The organism is Bartonella sp. bp_1, assembly GCF_055808085.1.
On sequence record NZ_CM147851.1, the window covers coordinates 1,097,784 to 1,113,869 of the forward strand.

Here is a 16,086-nt window from a genome sequence, read left to right on the forward strand (position 1 = left end):
AAAATAATGGTATCTCCAATTCAAATACCCCAATTCTATATTATCAATCTCGATCGCGCAGCCGAGCGCTGGGCTCATATTGAGAACCAGTTCAACAAACTTGATCTAAAACCAATCCGCGTCAGCGCCGTTGATGGTAAATTATTGCGTCCCGAAGATACCCTTCTCTACCATACAGGACGATATCGGCATTTACGAGATGGAGAAATAGGCTGTTTTCTTAGCCATCGCAAATGCTGGCAAATGATTGTCGATGGCGATCATGATTATGCCTTTGTATTTGAAGATGATGTCTACATTTCCTCAAAAATTAAAGACTTTCTGAAAACCGGTTTATGGCAAAATGCGCCCGGTCTAATTTCTGTTGAACAATTCTATCCCGATATTCTCGTGCGGGGCAAAATCGTTACGGGAAAAGGCGGATTCAACGTCCATTTTGTTGCTGGAGAGAACCCTGGTACCGGCGGCTATTTGGTTTCAAAGACATTTGCACGGATTTTACTCGAAAACTCTGATCCGTTTTACCATCTAGTTGATTCATTTATGTTCAGTCCAAAAAGATTCATCGCTTCAAAATATGGCAGTTACCAGCTTGATCCCGCTCTATGCCTGCAAGGACGAAAAAACCAAGATTTTGCCGCTTCCCATCATGTCATGCCGACAATGATCGGTGGCAGTGAAGATCTTGCATCCCAAAGCCAATGCCAACCTTATGGATTAAAAGGTGAAATACAACGCGGGTGGATCAACATCAAACGTCTGTTACGCCGATTTGGAGCACGAAAACTACATATCCGTTTTGAAGAATAAAACCGGAGAGGATAATGACGCGCTTTCACACAGTCTGGCCTGACCTTGAAAACACATCTCGATATGTACAATGGCCGCTTCTTTTGGTTGTTTCCGGACTGCTTATCTTTATCCTTGAATATATCCATATTCCTGCAGCTCTTTTAATGGGGCCCATGATTGCGGCCATTATAGTTGCAACAAGCAATGGTAATATATCTATTCCCAAACCCTTCTTTGTCGCAGCCCAAGGCATTGTCGGCTGCATGATCGCCCAGACAATTACCCATAATATTATTACCGAAATTCTGGCCGACTGGCCTCTTTTTATCGGCGGCGTCCTATCTGTTGTCATCATATCAAACTTTATCGGCTATATATTGGCCAAAAAACAGATACTGCCCGGCACAACCGCTGTCTGGGGTGCTGCGCCGGGTGGGGCATCCGTTATGGTCATCATGGCCGAATCTTATGGCGCCGATGAACGGCTCGTTGCAGTTATGCAATATCTGCGTGTTGTACTTGTTGCTGGGCTAGCTTCACTTCTTGCGCGCATTATCGCTCCGGATGCAATTGCCGCTATACAAATAGACTGGTTCCCAAACATTGACCTTACATGGTTTTCTGTCACACTGGTCATTGCACTTTTTTTCTCGGTTGGCTCCAAATACTTAGGTATTCCTGCAGGTGGTATTTTAATACCGTTTCTCGTTACGGTAACCTTGCAATATTTTAATCTGATTACGGTTGTTCTGCCGCCATGGTTGTTAGCTATCAGTTATACGATCATCGGTTGGACAATCGGCCTACGTTTTACCCGCAAAATATTGAGTTATGCATTAAAAGCCCTACCCGTTTTATTCTGCACAACACTGCTCCTTATTTTTCTGTGCTCGCTTTTTGCACTCGTTATGTCATATTTAACCCAATACGATCTTCTGACAACCTATCTGGCGACCAGTCCGGGTGGAGCTGATTCTGTAGCCATTATCGCCAGCAGCACGGCGACAGCCATCAATGTGCCCTTTGTTATGGCATTCCAGATTACCCGTTTTATGGTTGTCACCGTAACAGGTCCATTTCTATCACGCTTCATTGCCAGCCGTATCGGCTTACCGCCCGCCAAAACGTCCTAATTCAAAGTGTCTTGATAACTTCGGCCAATAAAGAAAACGAATATTTGCGTTTTTCAGGATCATGGATTGGCGAAGTAACAATCAATTCATCAGCCTGTGTCTGATCCAAAATGGTTTTAAGTGCCTCACGCACGGTTTTTGATGACCCAACGGCTGAACAGGACAAAGCATGATCCAGAATAAGCCGATGCTGGGATGGCAAACTATCAACATAACCCTTGATAGGATGCGGCAAAGGACCTGCACGACCCGTCCGTAAATTAACAAAAGACTGCTGCTGTGACGAAAAAAGAAATGCCGCTTCATCATCTGTATCAGCAACAATGGCATTGAGCGCAACCATCGCACACGGTTTTTCCAAAACAGAAGGTGTAAAACGCTCACGATAAACAGCTAAGGCATGATGCAATTCAGCCGGTGCAAAATGCGAAGCAAAAGCGTAAGGCAAGCCTAATATTGCAGCAAGTTGGGCACCAAAAAGACTTGAACCCAAAATCCACATCGGTACATTCAAACCAACGCCCGGCACAGCACGAAGCTGCTGATTGGGTTCAACAGGTTTGAAATAGCTCATCAGTTCGACAACATCGCGGGGAAAGTCATTGGGGTCCGTATCAAGATTGCGCCGCAATGCCTGTGAGGTCATCTGGTCCGTACCGGGCGCACGACCCAGCCCCAACTCGACACGTCCCGGATAAAAAGATTCCAATGTGCCAAACTGCTCGGCAATAACCAATGGTGAATGATTGGGCAGCATCACACCGCCTGAGCCCACCGTAATCGATTTGGTTGCAGCAAGAACCTGCCCCATCAATACAGGCGTTGCTGCGCTTGCAATACCGGTCATATTATGATGCTCGGCATACCACACACGCGGAAAACCCAATTCTTCGATATGTTGCGCCAAGGCAATCGAATTTTTCAACGCTTGCTCAACCGTGCTGCCTTCAGGCACAGGGCACAAATCAAGTACAGAAACTTTCATCGGATCAACCACCCAATTGAGTAAGAATATAAATCAAATATAGAGCAGTATCCGATGTTCACAAGGCTAAAGATTCCCTTTAAAAGGTTCAATATCGCCTTTACCCCATAAATCTATTGTTTCATCGCTAAAGTTTTTGAAATTTCCAGTTTCGATAGCAGCGCGTATGCCTTGCATCAAATACTGGTAATAGGCCAGATTATTCCATGTCAGCAACATGCCGCCCAACGCCTCTCCGGCTTTAACAAGATGATGCAAATAGGCGCGGCTATAATCACGTGCCGCCGGACAGGACGATTCAGGATCAAGTGGGCGCGGATCATCAGCATGACGAGCATTGCGCAGATTAATCTTGCCAAAGCGGGTAAAAGCCAGACCATGACGGCCCGCACGGGTCGGCATGACACAGTCAAACATATCAATGCCACGGGCAACACTTTTTAAAATATCATCCGGCGTGCCAACACCCATAAGATAACGGGGCTTGTTTTCCGGCAAAAGGGGACAGGTTAGATCAAGCATATCCATCATGACTTGCTGTGGCTCACCCACAGCGAGACCACCTATAGCATAACCTTTCAGTTCCATATCCTTTAAAGCCAGTGCCGAACGCTCCCGCAGCCGAACATTATCGCCACCTTGTACAATACCAAACATCGCCTTACCGGATTGCTGACCAAATGCAATCTTACAACGTTCAGCCCAACGCAGCGAAAGCTCCATGGCTTCGGTCATTTCTTTTTCCGTTGTCGGCAATGCAACACACTGATCCAACTGCATCTGAATATCGGAATCAAGAAGCCCCTGAATTTCAATCGACCGCTCAGGTGTCAAGTCATAATAAGCCCCATCAATATGGGACTGAAACCGCACACCTTGCTCACTCATCTTACGCAAGCCTGAAAGCGACATCACCTGAAACCCGCCTGAATCCGTTAATATCGGTTTAGGCCAACGGGCAAATTCATGTAAGCCGCCAAGACGCGCCACACGTTCAGCACCCGGACGTAGCATCAGATGATAAGTGTTACCGAGAATAATATCGGCGCCCAAATCATTGACCTGTTCCATATACATGGCTTTAACCGTACCAGCGGTACCTACAGGCATAAAAGCAGGCGTACGAATACTTCCACGCGGCATATTGATCTCGCCGCGACGTGCTTTGCCATCTTGGGCCAATAATTTAAAACTAAATGTGTCGCTCATGCTTCAAATTTTCCGTTCAAGCAAACTTGTATCGCCATAAGAATAGAAACGATAGTTGTTTTTTATTGCATGCTCATAAGCAGCCTTCATGACATCCAACCCGGCAAAGGCCGAAACCAACATAAAGAGCGTCGAGCGTGGAAGATGGAAATTTGTGAGAAGACAATCAACAAAACGGAATTGATAACCCGGTGTAATGAAAATATCGGTTGCCCCCGACCACGCCTGCAGATTGCCATCTTTATCCGCAGCACTTTCAAGTAAACGCAAAGCCGTCGTTCCAACAGCAACAATACGCCCGCCCCGCTTTTTTACCGCCATCAGTCTTTCAGCCGTTGCAGAATCAATATGGCCTATTTCGGCATGCATCTTGTGATTTTTCGTATCTTCAACCTTGACCGGCAAAAAAGTGCCAGCTCCCACATGTAAGGTCACAAAATGTTCTTCAACACCGCGCAACAACAGCTTTTCCATCATGGCTTTTGTAAAGTGCAACCCAGCCGTCGGCGCAGCTACAGCCCCCTCTTCACGCGCATAAACAGTCTGATAATCCTTGGCATCCTGCGCATCTTCAGCCCGCCTTGCCGCAATATAAGGAGGAAGAGGCATATGACCGACCATAGCAATAGCAGCATCAAGTTTACCACCGGCCTTATCAAAGGCAAGCAGCATTTCACCATCCTCACCCTTATGGGCCACCACCGCATTAAGCATCATACCATTACCGGAAAAAACAATAGTTTCTCCTTGTTTCAACCGTTTTGCAGGCTTGATGAAAGCCTTCCATTCACTCGGCCCCATACGCATATGCAAAGTTGCGCCAATATGGGCAACAGCCTCACCACGATAACGTACTCCTTCAAGGCGAGCCGGAATAACCTTGGTGTCATTAAAAACGAGCGCATCACCGGGCAGCAACAACGCATCAAGATCCGCAACAAGACGATCTTCCAACCTGCCTTCACGAACATAGAGAAGTTTGGCTGATTCACGCGGATTAACCGGACGCAGAGCGATACGCTCTTCCGGTAAATCAAAATCAAAAAGATCAACCTTCATCTTAATATCAATATTTACGAATGAGAATAACGCCGACAATCAGCAAAATGACACCACTGATCCGCCCCAGTGTAATTTCACGCACCGTAACGCCTAAAAACCCGGTCTTATCAATAATCAATCCAGCCAAAAGCTGACCTGTAATCGCCAGTCCCATTAGGGCCGTTGCACCAATACGAGGAATAAGAAAAATTGCCATGACCACATAGACCGTACCAAGACAGCCGCCTGCAATATAGAATGGCCATGCTATATTACCCCAACCGGGGGAAACGGAACTGGTCTGGATCGTTATAAAAGAAATGCAGCCCAGAACAATCGCACCGGCAGTAAAAGAAATAGCCGCAGCCAGAACCGGATAGCCAAGCCCCATAGCAAGACGTGTATTGACCGGCGCCTGCGTCGCAAGGCAGGCACCGGCAAAAACGGCTAAAAGAGATAAAATGAGCATTGTCATTGTATCTGATTGCATGGCTTATTTTTTATCAGCCCAAATATAGGCTTTAACAATGCTATCAGGATCAGCAACCGGCTCACCGCGCTTGATCTTGTCAACATTATCCATACCTTCAATAACCTGGCCCCAGACTGAATATTGGCGGTCAAGCCATGGTGCATCCTCAAAGCAGATGAAGAACTGCGAATTACCAGAATTCGGATTTTGGCTACGCGCCATCGACAAGGTGCCACGCTTATGCGGTATATTGGAAAACTCAGCTTTCAAATCAGGCTTGTCGGATCCACCCATCCCGGCACGTGATGGATTAAACTTCTTACCATCTTTCTTACCGAACTCGACATCACCGGTCTGGGCCATAAACCCGTCAATTACACGGTGAAAAACAACATTGTCATAAGCACCTTCACGCGCCAATTCCTTGATACGGGCGACATGATCTGGTGCCAAATCGGGCAATAGCTCGATAATAACATCGCCTTTTGTTGTCTCCAGAACAAGTGTATTTTCAGGATCTTTAATTTTATCGGCCATGAGGCACTCCTTTATTTACCGGCCTGCAAACGGGCCTTGATGATGACATCGGGATTACTCACCGCGCCATTATTATTGCGCAAACCTTTTTTAATCTTATCGACAACATCCATACCGGAAACAACCTCACCAACAACGGTATATTGACCATTCAGGCTTGAGGCGTCATCAAAACAGATAAAAAATTGAGAATTGGCGGAATTGGGACTCTGCGCCCGCGCCATACCGACCGTACCACGTTTAAACGGCGTCTTGGAGAACTCTGCTACAAGATCGGGATATTTGGATCCCCCCATACCGGCACGCGCAGCGGAAAATTCCGGGCCGTCTTTCTTACCATACTGGACATCACCAGTCTGGGCCATAAAACCCGGAATAACACGATGCCAAAGTACATTGTCATAGGCGCCGTCTTTAACAAGCTTTTTAATCTGCGCCACATGCTTGGGAGCAAGATCAGGGCGCAACTTGATAACAACATCGCCATCTTTCAGTGTAAGGACAAGCATATTTTCGTTATCAGCCGCCTGCAAAGGAGAGGCAAATGAAAAAGCCAAAAACACAAAAGCCAAAATGGAAAATAATCTACGCAACACAATCAGTCTCCTATCAGGATTTAAATTTATCTTTTAAAGCGGACGAGACATTTTCAGGTACAAACGCTGAAACATCCCCGCCCATTGAAGCAATCTGGCGAACCAATGTGGCCGTAATCGCACGCACCGAAACACTGGCCGGTAAAAAGACGGTCTGCAATGTAGGCGCCATTGTACCATTCATACCCGCCATCTGCATTTCATAATCAAGATCGGAACCATCGCGCAGTCCGCGAATGATAAGCGAGGCACCAAGCTCTCTGGCTTTATCAATCAAGAGATTATCAAATGAAACTACATGCAAACGATCTGCGCTCACCCCTAATAATTTATCGCCTACCTCGTCTATAAGCTCAACACGCTCTTCAAAACTGAATAGAGGCTTTTTACCCGGATGCAAACCAATCGCAACAACAACCTTATCGGCAATATTCAAGGCACCCCGAAGCACATCAATATGACCATTGGTAACAGGATCAAACGAACCGGCATAAATAGCTATTTTCATCGCTGTCCCTGTCTTTCCTCCAAATAAGGACGATTATTCATCGTCCTTATTATCAGCAGCAGCATTGTCTGCCATTTCAACAGCCGTTTCAATAGCATTGCTATCCAAATCTTCTTCGCCGTCATCTTCCGGCTCGGAAATTCGTTCGACAGAGACCACTTTTTCACCCTGAGCCGTCTTGAAGATTGTCACACCCTTGGTTGAACGACCAGCGATACGAATACCATCGACCGGCACACGGATCAGCTGACCACCATCCGACACCAGCATGATCTGGTCAACCGGTTCAACAGGGAAAGCTGCAACCAGCTTACCGATTTCACCAATCTTGGATGGATCGGTTGCCCGAATACCTTTACCCCCACGGTTGGAAATACGAAATTCATAGGATGAAGAACGCTTACCATAACCGAATTCACTGATTGTCAGCAAAGTCTGCTCACGGGCCTGCAATTCGGCATAACGCTCATCATTCAATTCCGCCTCGGTGCCGACATCATCTTCACCGACAATCGTAATATCATCCGCTTCAGCACCTGCTGCACGACGCTCGGCAATCGACCGCTTGATATAGGCAGAACGCTCCGCCGGTGTCGCATCGACATGGCCGAGAATAGTCATGGAAATAACCATATCCCCCTTGCCAAGATTGATACCACGCACACCAATGGAATTACGTCCGGCAAAAACGCGCACATCAGTCACGGCAAAGCGGATCGCCTGACCTAAAGCCGTTGTCAGGACAACATCGTCCTGTTCGGTACAGGTCTCAACAGAGAGGATTTCATCACCTTCATCATCAAGCTTCATGGCAATCTTGCCATTACGGTTGACCTGAACAAAATCCGACAATTTATTACGACGTACCGTACCACGTGTTGTCGCGAACATTATATCCAGTTCGCCCCAGCTTGCCTCGTCTTCCGGCAATGGCATGATGGTCGTGATACGTTCACCCTGTTGCAATGGCAGCATATTGATCAGTGCCTTGCCGCGCGATTGCGGTGTTCCGACGGGTAGACGCCAGACCTTTTCCTTATAAACAATGCCACGTGACGAGAAAAACAAGACCGGTGTATGGGTATTGGCCACGAACAGGCGGGTCACAAAGTCCTCATCCTTGGTCGACATACCCGAACGGCCTTTACCACCGCGGCGCTGGGCGCGATAGGTAGAAAGCGGCACGCGCTTGATATAGCCGGAATGGCTAACGGTAACGACCATATCCTCACGGGCAATCAGGTCTTCATCGTCCATTTCTGCGCCACCAAGACCGAACTCTGTGCGACGCGGTGTGGCAAACTCATCACGTAACGCTACCATTTCATCCTTAACGATGCCCATAATCCGCAAGCGAGAGCCAAGAATATCAAGATAATCGGCTATTTCGACGCCAATTGAATTCAATTCATCAGCAATTTCGTCACGCCCCAAGGCCGTCAGTCGCTGCAAACGCAATTCAAGGATCGCGCGTGACTGTTCTTCCGACAAATTATAGGTATTGTCTTCATGAATAATATGGCGTGGATCATCGATCAGCTTGATCAATGGTGCCACGTCAGAAGCCGGCCAGCGACGTGTCATCAACTGGTCACGTGCGGTTTGCGGATCTGGTGCCTTACGGATCAATGCAATGACTTCATCAATATTAGCAACAGCAATCGCCAATCCCACCAAGACGTGGGCGCGCTCGCGGGCTTTGCGCAACAAATATTTGGTACGACGGCTGACCACTTCCTCGCGGAAGGTAACAAAAGCACGCAGCATATCAAGCAGAACCATCTGTTCCGGCTTGCCGCCATTCAACGCCACCATGTTGCAACCAAAAGAGGTCTGAAGCTGTGTGTAGCGATAAAGCTGGTTTAATACCACATCGGCAACCGCATCACGCTTCAATTCAATAACAACACGATATCCCTCACGGTCAGACTCATCACGTAGGTCGGAAATGCCTTCAATACGCTTATCACGTACCAGTTCAGCCATTTTTTCAATCATCGTGGCTTTATTGACCTGATAAGGAATTTCAGTAACGACGATTGCCTGACGGTCACCACGGATTTCTTCGATATCAACCTTGGCGCGCATAATGACCGAACCACGGCCCGTCTCATAGGCCGAACGGATACCGGAGCGCCCAAGAATGATACCACCCGTCGGGAAATCAGGCCCTGGAATAATCTCGATCATCTCATCTAATGTGATGTCCGGATTATCGATCAGTGCCACACAGCCATTAATGACCTCGCCCAGATTATGCGGTGGAATATTCGTTGCCATCCCAACGGCAATACCACCCGAACCATTAACCAGAAGATTGGGGAAGCGCGCCGGAAGAACAGCAGGTTCCTGTTCACGGCCATCATAATTGTCCTGAAAATCGACTGTATCCTTGTCGATATCCATCAGCAAGGTTTCTGAAACTTTTTCCAGACGGCACTCGGTGTAGCGCATGGCTGCCGGAGGGTCACCGTCAATCGATCCAAAATTACCCTGACCATCAATCAAGGGGCTACGCATCGAAAAATCTTGCGCCATACGTACAAGCGCATCGTAAATCGAGGAGTCTCCATGCGGATGGTATTTACCCATCACTTCGCCGACAACCGTTGCTGATTTGCGATAGGATTTATTATACCCCAGCCCCAGCTCATTCATGGCGTGGAGAATACGTCGATGCACAGGTTTCATACCATCGCGCACATCGGGAAGCGCACGTGACACGATTACGCTCATGGCATAATCGAGATAGGAACGCTGCATTTCCTCAATAATATTTACAGGCTCAATACCATTGGGCTCATCAAAAGAAGGCGGCAAGGTTTGATCGGTCACGACAACAACACTCTCTATTTCAGAATCAATTCAATCAACTTTATAGCCAAAAAAGCATCAAAGCGCCACTTGAGGCACCTTTTTTCATCCGTAATTTACTATTTTATTTCAACAACTTAAATCATCAACATAAAAAGCAGTGGATGACTTATTTTTTATAAGGTCATATTGTGGGCATTTAAGTGCGAATTAAGAATCAAACAGGGAAGTAAACCGATGATAGAAAATACCACCATCATCAGCGCCCTTATTACATTGCTGGTCGCCATCGATCCACCTGGTCTCCTCCCCATATTTTTAGGGGTAACGGAGGATATGAATAAGCATCAGCGCCACTTTACCGCACTTTTTGCTACCATTGTATCCTTTGCCGTGTTGGCATTCTTCGCTTTTGGCGGCATATCGATATTGGCGACACTCGGCATTTCCATGGGGGCTTTTCAAGTCGCAGGGGGGATCCTGCTCTTTACCATCGCCTTTGAAATGATCTTTGAAAAACGCTCAACACGCAAAGAAAAAAGCATACAAAACGACATAACCAAAGACCACATCCGCAATGTCGCCGCCTTCCCCCTTGCTGTGCCAATGATAGCCGGCCCCGGCTCAATCTCTGCCACCATACTCATTGCCAGCGACCATCATGGCATTCGAGGGGCTGGCACGACACTCTTCATCATATTGATATCCGTCATCATATGTTACGGATTCATGGCACTTGCAGGGCCAATTGACCGCCTTTTAGGCTCTACTGGCCGTAGTATTGTAACCCGTCTGTTCGGCCTTCTGCTTGCGGCATTGGCCGTGCAATTTGTTGCCAATGGGATACGCACCCTGTTGTAAGGTAAACCTAAAACGGCACTTCGTCATCGAGATCGCGGGAGAAATTACTGCTGCCAGATGATCCACCCGACTGACTACTGCCAAAGCCGCCCTGATCAAAACCGCCTTGCGAACTACCGTAACCACCGCCGGATTGATCACTAATCTGTCCACGGCCGCCGCCTTCACCACGACTATCAAGCATCTGCAATTCACCGCGATATTTCTGCAGCACCACTTCCGTCGTATAACGGTCATTACCGTTCTGATCCTGCCATTTACGTGTCTGTAGCTGACCTTCAATATAGAGTTTGGCACCTTTTTTGACATATTGCTCGACAACCTTGGTCAGATTGTCGTTGAAAATAACAACACTATGCCATTCGGTACGCTCTTTACGCTCGCCAGTATTACGGTCCCGCCAGCTTTCCGATGTTGCAAGACGCAAACTTGCAACCTGATCACCAGAATTGAGGCGACGGATTTCAGGATCAGCCCCTACATTTCCAACCAGAATAACCTTGTTAACACTGCCAGCCATAACACCACTCCAAGCAAAAAGGCGATACGCCTAAAAAAGATCGCGTCACCATACAGTCTTTTGTACATAACGGCAGTGCATGCGGATGGATTTATATGTCTTTCCACAGAACTTATAGCCATTTCATTCGTTCATGATATGCATAATGATATTATCAAAGCCATTGCATTTTAATATAAAAACACCTATCTGATAACCTTCTTGTTCCATTTTTGTTCTTATTCTGGAATCCTCCATGGTCGATCATAAATTCATTTCCATTCGCGGCGCGCGTGAACATAATCTCAAAAATATCGATATCGATCTGCCTCGCGACAAACTCATTGTCATGACCGGACTATCGGGATCAGGCAAATCATCACTTGCCTTTGATACGATCTATGCAGAAGGCCAGCGCCGTTATGTTGAAAGCCTTTCAGCTTATGCACGCCAATTTCTAGAAATGATGCAAAAACCCGATGTGGACCAGATTGACGGATTATCGCCCGCCATCTCCATCGAGCAGAAGACCACCAGCCGCAATCCACGTTCGACTGTTGGTACCGTGACTGAAATCCACGATTATATGCGTCTACTTTTTGCCCGCGTTGGCGTTCCCTATTCACCGGCGACCGGCCTGCCGATCGAAAGTCAAACCGTAAGCCAAATGGTAGACCGTGTCATGGAACTGGATGAAGGCACCCGTCTTTATATCATGGCACCAATTGTACGCGGCCGAAAAGGTGAATATCGCAAAGAGTTTGCCGAACTTTTGAAAAAAGGTTTTCAACGCGTCAAGGTTGATGGCGTCTTTTATGAAATTGCCGATGTCCCTGCTCTCGACAAGAAATACAAACATGACATCGACGTTGTGGTTGACCGTGTTGTCGTACGTGCTGATCTAGCAACGCGTCTTGCCGACAGTCTGGAAACATGCCTAAAGCTGGCCGATGGACTTGCTATTGCCGAACTTGCCGACAAGCCTCTACCGGAAAACGAAACATCCGGCGGCTCAGCCAATAAATCAAAAAATGAAACCCATGAGCGACTGATCTTCAGCGAAAAATTTGCCTGTCCCGTATCCGGTTTCACAATACCTGAAATCGAACCAAGACTTTTTTCATTTAACAATCCCTTTGGCGCCTGCCCGACTTGTGATGGTCTGGGAACGCAACAGGCGATAGATCCTTCAATCGTTGTACCCGATGAAAGCCTGACCGTACGCAATGGCGCTATTGCGCCATGGGCCAAATCATCATCGCCCTATTATATACAAACATTGGAAGCACTCGCCAAAGCCTATGGCTTCAAAGTTACAGAAAAATGGTCAACACTTGATGATGAAGCGCGCCACGCCATTTTATATGGCACCGGCAAAAAAGAAATCGACTTTATCTATAATGATGGTGTGCGCTCCTATACGACAACCAAAACATTTGAAGGCGTCATTCCCAACATGGAAAGACGCTGGAAAGAAACAGACTCAGCCTGGTCGCGTGAAGAGATCGAGCGCTACATGTCATCTTCGCCCTGCCCTTCGTGCAAAGGCTACCGTCTAAAACCGGAAGCACTTGCCGTAAAAATTGGCGGGCTGCATATTGGTGAAGTCTCGGAAATGTCGATTTTGAAATCTGACCAATGGTTTCAAAATATCGACAAAAATTTTAGCGAAAAACAAAAGGACATCGCCTATCGTATTTTGAAGGAAATCCGCGAAAGGCTAAAATTTCTCAACGATGTCGGGCTGGAATATCTGACCCTTTCACGTAACTCCGGCACACTTTCAGGCGGCGAAAGCCAGCGCATACGGCTGGCCTCACAAATCGGCTCCGGCCTGACGGGTGTACTTTACGTGCTGGATGAGCCTTCTATCGGCCTACATCAGCGCGATAATGCCCGTTTACTTGATACATTGCGCCATCTGCGCGACCTCGGCAATACAGTCATTGTTGTTGAACATGATGAAGATGCCATTCTGACAGCCGATTATGTGGTCGATATCGGACCGGCAGCCGGCATACATGGGGGTGAAGTTATCGCCAAAGGTACGCCGCAAGAAATCATGGAAAATCCGGCCTCTTTGACCGGCCAATATCTTTCCGGCAAAAAAGAAGTCAGCCTGCCGGCAGAACGGCGTAAAATTGACAAGAAGAAAAAACTGCACGTCGTGGGAGCACGTGGCAACAATTTGAAAAATGTCAGTGCCGATATACCGCTAGGCACGTTTACCTGCGTCACTGGCGTTTCGGGTGGCGGCAAATCGACTTTCCTGATTGAAACGCTTTTCAAAGCCGCATCAAGACGCATTATGGGCAGTCGTGAACATCCTGCCGAACACGACAAGATTGACGGATTGGAACTGCTCGACAAGGTAATTGATATTGATCAGTCCCCAATTGGACGCACACCACGCTCCAATCCCGCCACCTATACCGGTGCCTTTACCCCGATCCGCGACTGGTTTGCCGGTTTGCCGGAAGCTAAAGCACGTGGTTATCAACCCGGCCGTTTTTCATTCAACGTCAAGGGTGGCCGCTGTGAAGCTTGTCAGGGGGACGGTGTTATCAAAATCGAAATGCATTTTCTGCCCGATGTTTATGTGACCTGCGACGTCTGCCACGGTAAGCGCTATAATCGTGAAACACTCGATGTTCTGTTTAAAGGCAAATCAATCGCCGATGTGCTGGACATGACAGTAGAAGAAGCCGCTTCTTTCTTTTCAGCCGTACCGGCCATCCGTGACAAAATGGAAACATTGGTCAAGGTTGGTCTCGGCTACATTAAAGTCGGACAGCAGGCAACCACATTATCAGGCGGCGAGGCACAACGTGTCAAATTGGCCAAAGAATTGTCACGCCGTGCGACAGGTCGCACATTATACATTTTGGATGAACCGACAACCGGCCTACATTTCCATGACGTAGCCAAGCTTCTTGAAGTATTACATGAGCTGGTTGATCAGGGTAACACAGTAGCCGTCATCGAACATAATCTGGAAGTCATCAAAACAGCTGACTGGATCATCGATCTTGGCCCTGAAGGTGGTGACGGCGGTGGTGAAATTGTCGCCGTTGGACGACCGGAAGATATTGCTGAAGAAAAACGCTCCTATACCGGCAAATTCCTAAAAGAGCTGCTGGAACGACGGCCGATTCATAAATAGGCCTGATTATGTTCAAGCGGGGACGGCGACAATTTTTAAAACAGGGAACGGCATTCGGCCTATCATCGATTGCCACCCCTTTTTTAAGCCACCCGGCTTTGGCAAGTGTCGGAATTAATGATGCAAGCGGTCTCAATTGGACACCCCTACACCATATCGAAAATATTGCTGCCGACCAAAAAGAAAAAGCAATCATTGCCTTACGCAACGTCCTTTACAATGCTCAAAAAGCCGATGTTCCTTTTCTCACTGCTGGTGCCTTACACAGTATGGGCGGACAGGCTATTCCTAAAAATGGCGATCTCGCCCTCTTTAAAAATGGCTGGATCAATATAGACCAAGCAGCACAAACAGCCTCTGTCAGTGGCGGCATGTGTTGGAACAGGATTATTCCCATTCTTGACAAACTGGGGCTTTCACCCAAAATCATGCAATCCAATAATGATTTTTCAGTGGGCGGCACCCTATCGGCCAATGCTCATGGATGGGCTGTGCCTTGGGGACAATTTACTAACAGCATCAAAAGCTTCAACCTGATGATGGCATCCGGCAACGTCATCTATTGCAGTCGAAATAAAAACGCGCATCTTTTTCATGCTGCTATTGGCGGCTACGGTCTTATGGGTATTATTGTCGATGTAGAAATCGAACTGGTACCAAACCAAAAGCTTGTTGCCCGATTTGACGAAATACCAAGTGCCGATATTGGCCCGTATTTTGTCAAAGAAATACACAACAACCCAAACATCAACATGGCCTATGGCCGCGTCGACATAAGCCTCTCCCGCGGTTTTGAGCAGGCCATGCTGATCAGCTATCATCTCGACGATGACCAGCAGAATCTGAAACCGGTTACAGGTGCGGGTCTTATAGACAAGGCAACCAAACCCATATTGCGCAAACAGGTTGGATCCGAGCCCATGAAAAAAATGCGGTGGTTTCTTGAAACAGATATCCAGCCATTTTTATCAACAGCACCGACAACACGTAACAGCCTGCTCAATGTTCCCTACGCTGTATTGGCAGACAAAAACCCAAAGCGTAGCGATATATTGCATGAATATTTCATCCCCCCCACCCAATTAGGCGAGTTTTTAAAAAGCGCACACCAAATCATCCGTGCATCAAAGCAACAGCTCCTCAACATCACCCTGCGCTATGTTGTTGAAGATCATGAAACATTGCTCAGCTATGCTGCCGGTGAGCGCATTGCCGCTGTCATGCTTTTCAGCCAGAAAAAAACACAAAAAGCAGAAGAAGATATGGCCGCCATCACTCGCACCATGATTTCCAAAGCACTGGAATTGGGCGGCAGCTACTACCCGACCTATCGTCTGCATGCAACGGAAGATCAATTCGCTCAAGCCTTTCCCAAAGCACACGAATTTGCAGCTCTCAAACGAATGTACGATCCATCACAACGCTTTTCCAACGCATTATGGAAAACCTATCTGGAGCAAATCTAAGGCCTGCTGT

Annotated in this window: 14 protein-coding genes; 5 read left to right on the top strand and 9 right to left on the bottom strand. The window is 47.5% G+C overall.

Features of this window, described 5'->3' with window-relative positions; all coding sequences use genetic code 11:
* Nucleotides 1–6: 6 nt before the first annotated feature.
* Entirely contained in the window at nucleotides 7–810 is an 804-nt protein-coding gene (locus ACYZ97_RS05400) for a glycosyltransferase family 25 protein (protein WP_473300446.1), read from the top strand.
* 14 nt (nucleotides 811–824) lie between these two features.
* Nucleotides 825–1,925, top strand: coding sequence for an AbrB family transcriptional regulator (locus ACYZ97_RS05405; RefSeq protein ID WP_473300447.1), 1,101 nt, complete (start codon nucleotides 825–827; stop codon nucleotides 1,923–1,925).
* A gap of 1 nt (nucleotide 1,926) precedes the next feature.
* On the opposite strand, the gene ACYZ97_RS05410 is transcribed toward ACYZ97_RS05405, so the two are convergent.
* From ACYZ97_RS05410 to gyrA, 8 genes are all read right to left on the bottom strand, one after another.
* Nucleotides 1,927–2,910, bottom strand: coding sequence for an LLM class flavin-dependent oxidoreductase (locus tag ACYZ97_RS05410; RefSeq protein ID WP_473300448.1), 984 nt, complete (start codon nucleotides 2,908–2,910; stop codon nucleotides 1,927–1,929).
* A 66-nt stretch (nucleotides 2,911–2,976) separates the two neighbouring features.
* Entirely contained in the window at nucleotides 2,977–4,119 is a 1,143-nt protein-coding gene (gene tgt, locus ACYZ97_RS05415) for a tRNA guanosine(34) transglycosylase Tgt (RefSeq protein ID WP_473300449.1), read from the bottom strand.
* Nucleotides 4,120–4,122: 3 nt separating this feature from the next.
* Nucleotides 4,123–5,178 (bottom strand): tRNA preQ1(34) S-adenosylmethionine ribosyltransferase-isomerase QueA, encoded by a 1,056-nt coding sequence (queA, locus tag ACYZ97_RS05420; protein WP_473300450.1) that lies wholly within the window; start codon nucleotides 5,176–5,178, stop codon nucleotides 4,123–4,125.
* Nucleotides 5,179–5,185: 7 nt separating this feature from the next.
* Nucleotides 5,186–5,650 (bottom strand): DMT family transporter, encoded by a 465-nt coding sequence (locus ACYZ97_RS05425; RefSeq protein ID WP_473300451.1) that lies wholly within the window; start codon nucleotides 5,648–5,650, stop codon nucleotides 5,186–5,188.
* 3 nt (nucleotides 5,651–5,653) lie between these two features.
* A complete protein-coding gene (locus tag ACYZ97_RS05430; protein ID WP_473300452.1) occupies nucleotides 5,654–6,169 on the bottom strand; it encodes a peptidylprolyl isomerase in 516 nt (171 codons plus the stop codon).
* Nucleotides 6,170–6,180: 11 nt separating this feature from the next.
* Nucleotides 6,181–6,765 carry a peptidylprolyl isomerase gene (locus tag ACYZ97_RS05435; protein ID WP_473300453.1) on the bottom strand — a complete coding sequence of 195 codons (585 nt, stop codon included), beginning with the start codon at nucleotides 6,763–6,765 and terminating at the stop codon, nucleotides 6,181–6,183.
* A 13-nt stretch (nucleotides 6,766–6,778) separates the two neighbouring features.
* Nucleotides 6,779–7,273 carry a pantetheine-phosphate adenylyltransferase gene (gene coaD / locus ACYZ97_RS05440; RefSeq protein WP_473300454.1) on the bottom strand — a complete coding sequence of 165 codons (495 nt, stop codon included), beginning with the start codon at nucleotides 7,271–7,273 and terminating at the stop codon, nucleotides 6,779–6,781.
* A gap of 33 nt (nucleotides 7,274–7,306) precedes the next feature.
* The gene (gene gyrA, locus ACYZ97_RS05445) at nucleotides 7,307–10,036 is read right to left on the bottom strand and encodes a DNA gyrase subunit A (protein WP_473300643.1); all 2,730 of its coding nucleotides are present in this window, start codon (nucleotides 10,034–10,036) and stop codon (nucleotides 7,307–7,309) included.
* Nucleotides 10,037–10,324: 288 nt separating this feature from the next.
* Here gyrA and ACYZ97_RS05450 point away from each other — a divergent pair, with 288 nt between their 5' ends.
* On the top strand, nucleotides 10,325–10,948 hold the full coding sequence (locus ACYZ97_RS05450) for a MarC family protein (protein WP_473300455.1): 624 nt from the start codon (nucleotides 10,325–10,327) through the stop codon (nucleotides 10,946–10,948).
* 7 nt (nucleotides 10,949–10,955) lie between these two features.
* On the opposite strand, the gene ACYZ97_RS05455 is transcribed toward ACYZ97_RS05450, so the two are convergent.
* On the bottom strand, nucleotides 10,956–11,468 hold the full coding sequence (locus ACYZ97_RS05455; RefSeq protein ID WP_473300456.1) for a single-stranded DNA-binding protein: 513 nt from the start codon (nucleotides 11,466–11,468) through the stop codon (nucleotides 10,956–10,958).
* Between the two features lie 235 nt (nucleotides 11,469–11,703).
* Between ACYZ97_RS05455 and uvrA the strand changes: the two genes are divergently transcribed.
* Both uvrA and ACYZ97_RS05465 read left to right on the top strand, forming a co-directional pair.
* Complete coding sequence (gene uvrA / locus ACYZ97_RS05460; RefSeq protein ID WP_473300457.1) at nucleotides 11,704–14,610, top strand: excinuclease ABC subunit UvrA; 2,907 nt, start codon at nucleotides 11,704–11,706, stop codon at nucleotides 14,608–14,610.
* Nucleotides 14,611–14,618: 8 nt separating this feature from the next.
* Nucleotides 14,619–16,076 (top strand): FAD-binding oxidoreductase, encoded by a 1,458-nt coding sequence (locus tag ACYZ97_RS05465; RefSeq protein ID WP_473300458.1) that lies wholly within the window; start codon nucleotides 14,619–14,621, stop codon nucleotides 16,074–16,076.
* Nucleotides 16,077–16,086 lie beyond the last annotated feature (10 nt).

Bases quoted from the DNA above. Each gene is read 5' to 3' on its own strand.
- ACYZ97_RS05400 (WP_473300446.1), top strand. From the start codon at position 7: ATGGTATCTCCAATTCAAATACCCCAATTCTATATTATCAATCTCGAT.
- ACYZ97_RS05405 (WP_473300447.1), top strand. From the start codon at position 825: ATGACGCGCTTTCACACAGTCTGGCCTGACCTTGAAAACACATCTCGA.
- ACYZ97_RS05410 (WP_473300448.1), bottom strand. From the start codon at position 2,910: ATGAAAGTTTCTGTACTTGATTTGTGCCCTGTGCCTGAAGGCAGCACG.
- tgt (WP_473300449.1), bottom strand. From the start codon at position 4,119: ATGAGCGACACATTTAGTTTTAAATTATTGGCCCAAGATGGCAAAGCA.
- queA (WP_473300450.1), bottom strand. From the start codon at position 5,178: ATGAAGGTTGATCTTTTTGATTTTGATTTACCGGAAGAGCGTATCGCT.
- ACYZ97_RS05425 (WP_473300451.1), bottom strand. From the start codon at position 5,650: ATGCAATCAGATACAATGACAATGCTCATTTTATCTCTTTTAGCCGTT.
- ACYZ97_RS05430 (WP_473300452.1), bottom strand. From the start codon at position 6,169: ATGGCCGATAAAATTAAAGATCCTGAAAATACACTTGTTCTGGAGACA.
- coaD (WP_473300454.1), bottom strand. From the start codon at position 7,273: ATGAAAATAGCTATTTATGCCGGTTCGTTTGATCCTGTTACCAATGGT.
- gyrA (WP_473300643.1), bottom strand. From the start codon at position 10,036: ATGCAGCGTTCCTATCTCGATTATGCCATGAGCGTAATCGTGTCACGT.
- ACYZ97_RS05450 (WP_473300455.1), top strand. From the start codon at position 10,325: ATGATAGAAAATACCACCATCATCAGCGCCCTTATTACATTGCTGGTC.
- ACYZ97_RS05455 (WP_473300456.1), bottom strand. From the start codon at position 11,468: ATGGCTGGCAGTGTTAACAAGGTTATTCTGGTTGGAAATGTAGGGGCT.
- uvrA (WP_473300457.1), top strand. From the start codon at position 11,704: ATGGTCGATCATAAATTCATTTCCATTCGCGGCGCGCGTGAACATAAT.
- ACYZ97_RS05465 (WP_473300458.1), top strand. From the start codon at position 14,619: ATGTTCAAGCGGGGACGGCGACAATTTTTAAAACAGGGAACGGCATTC.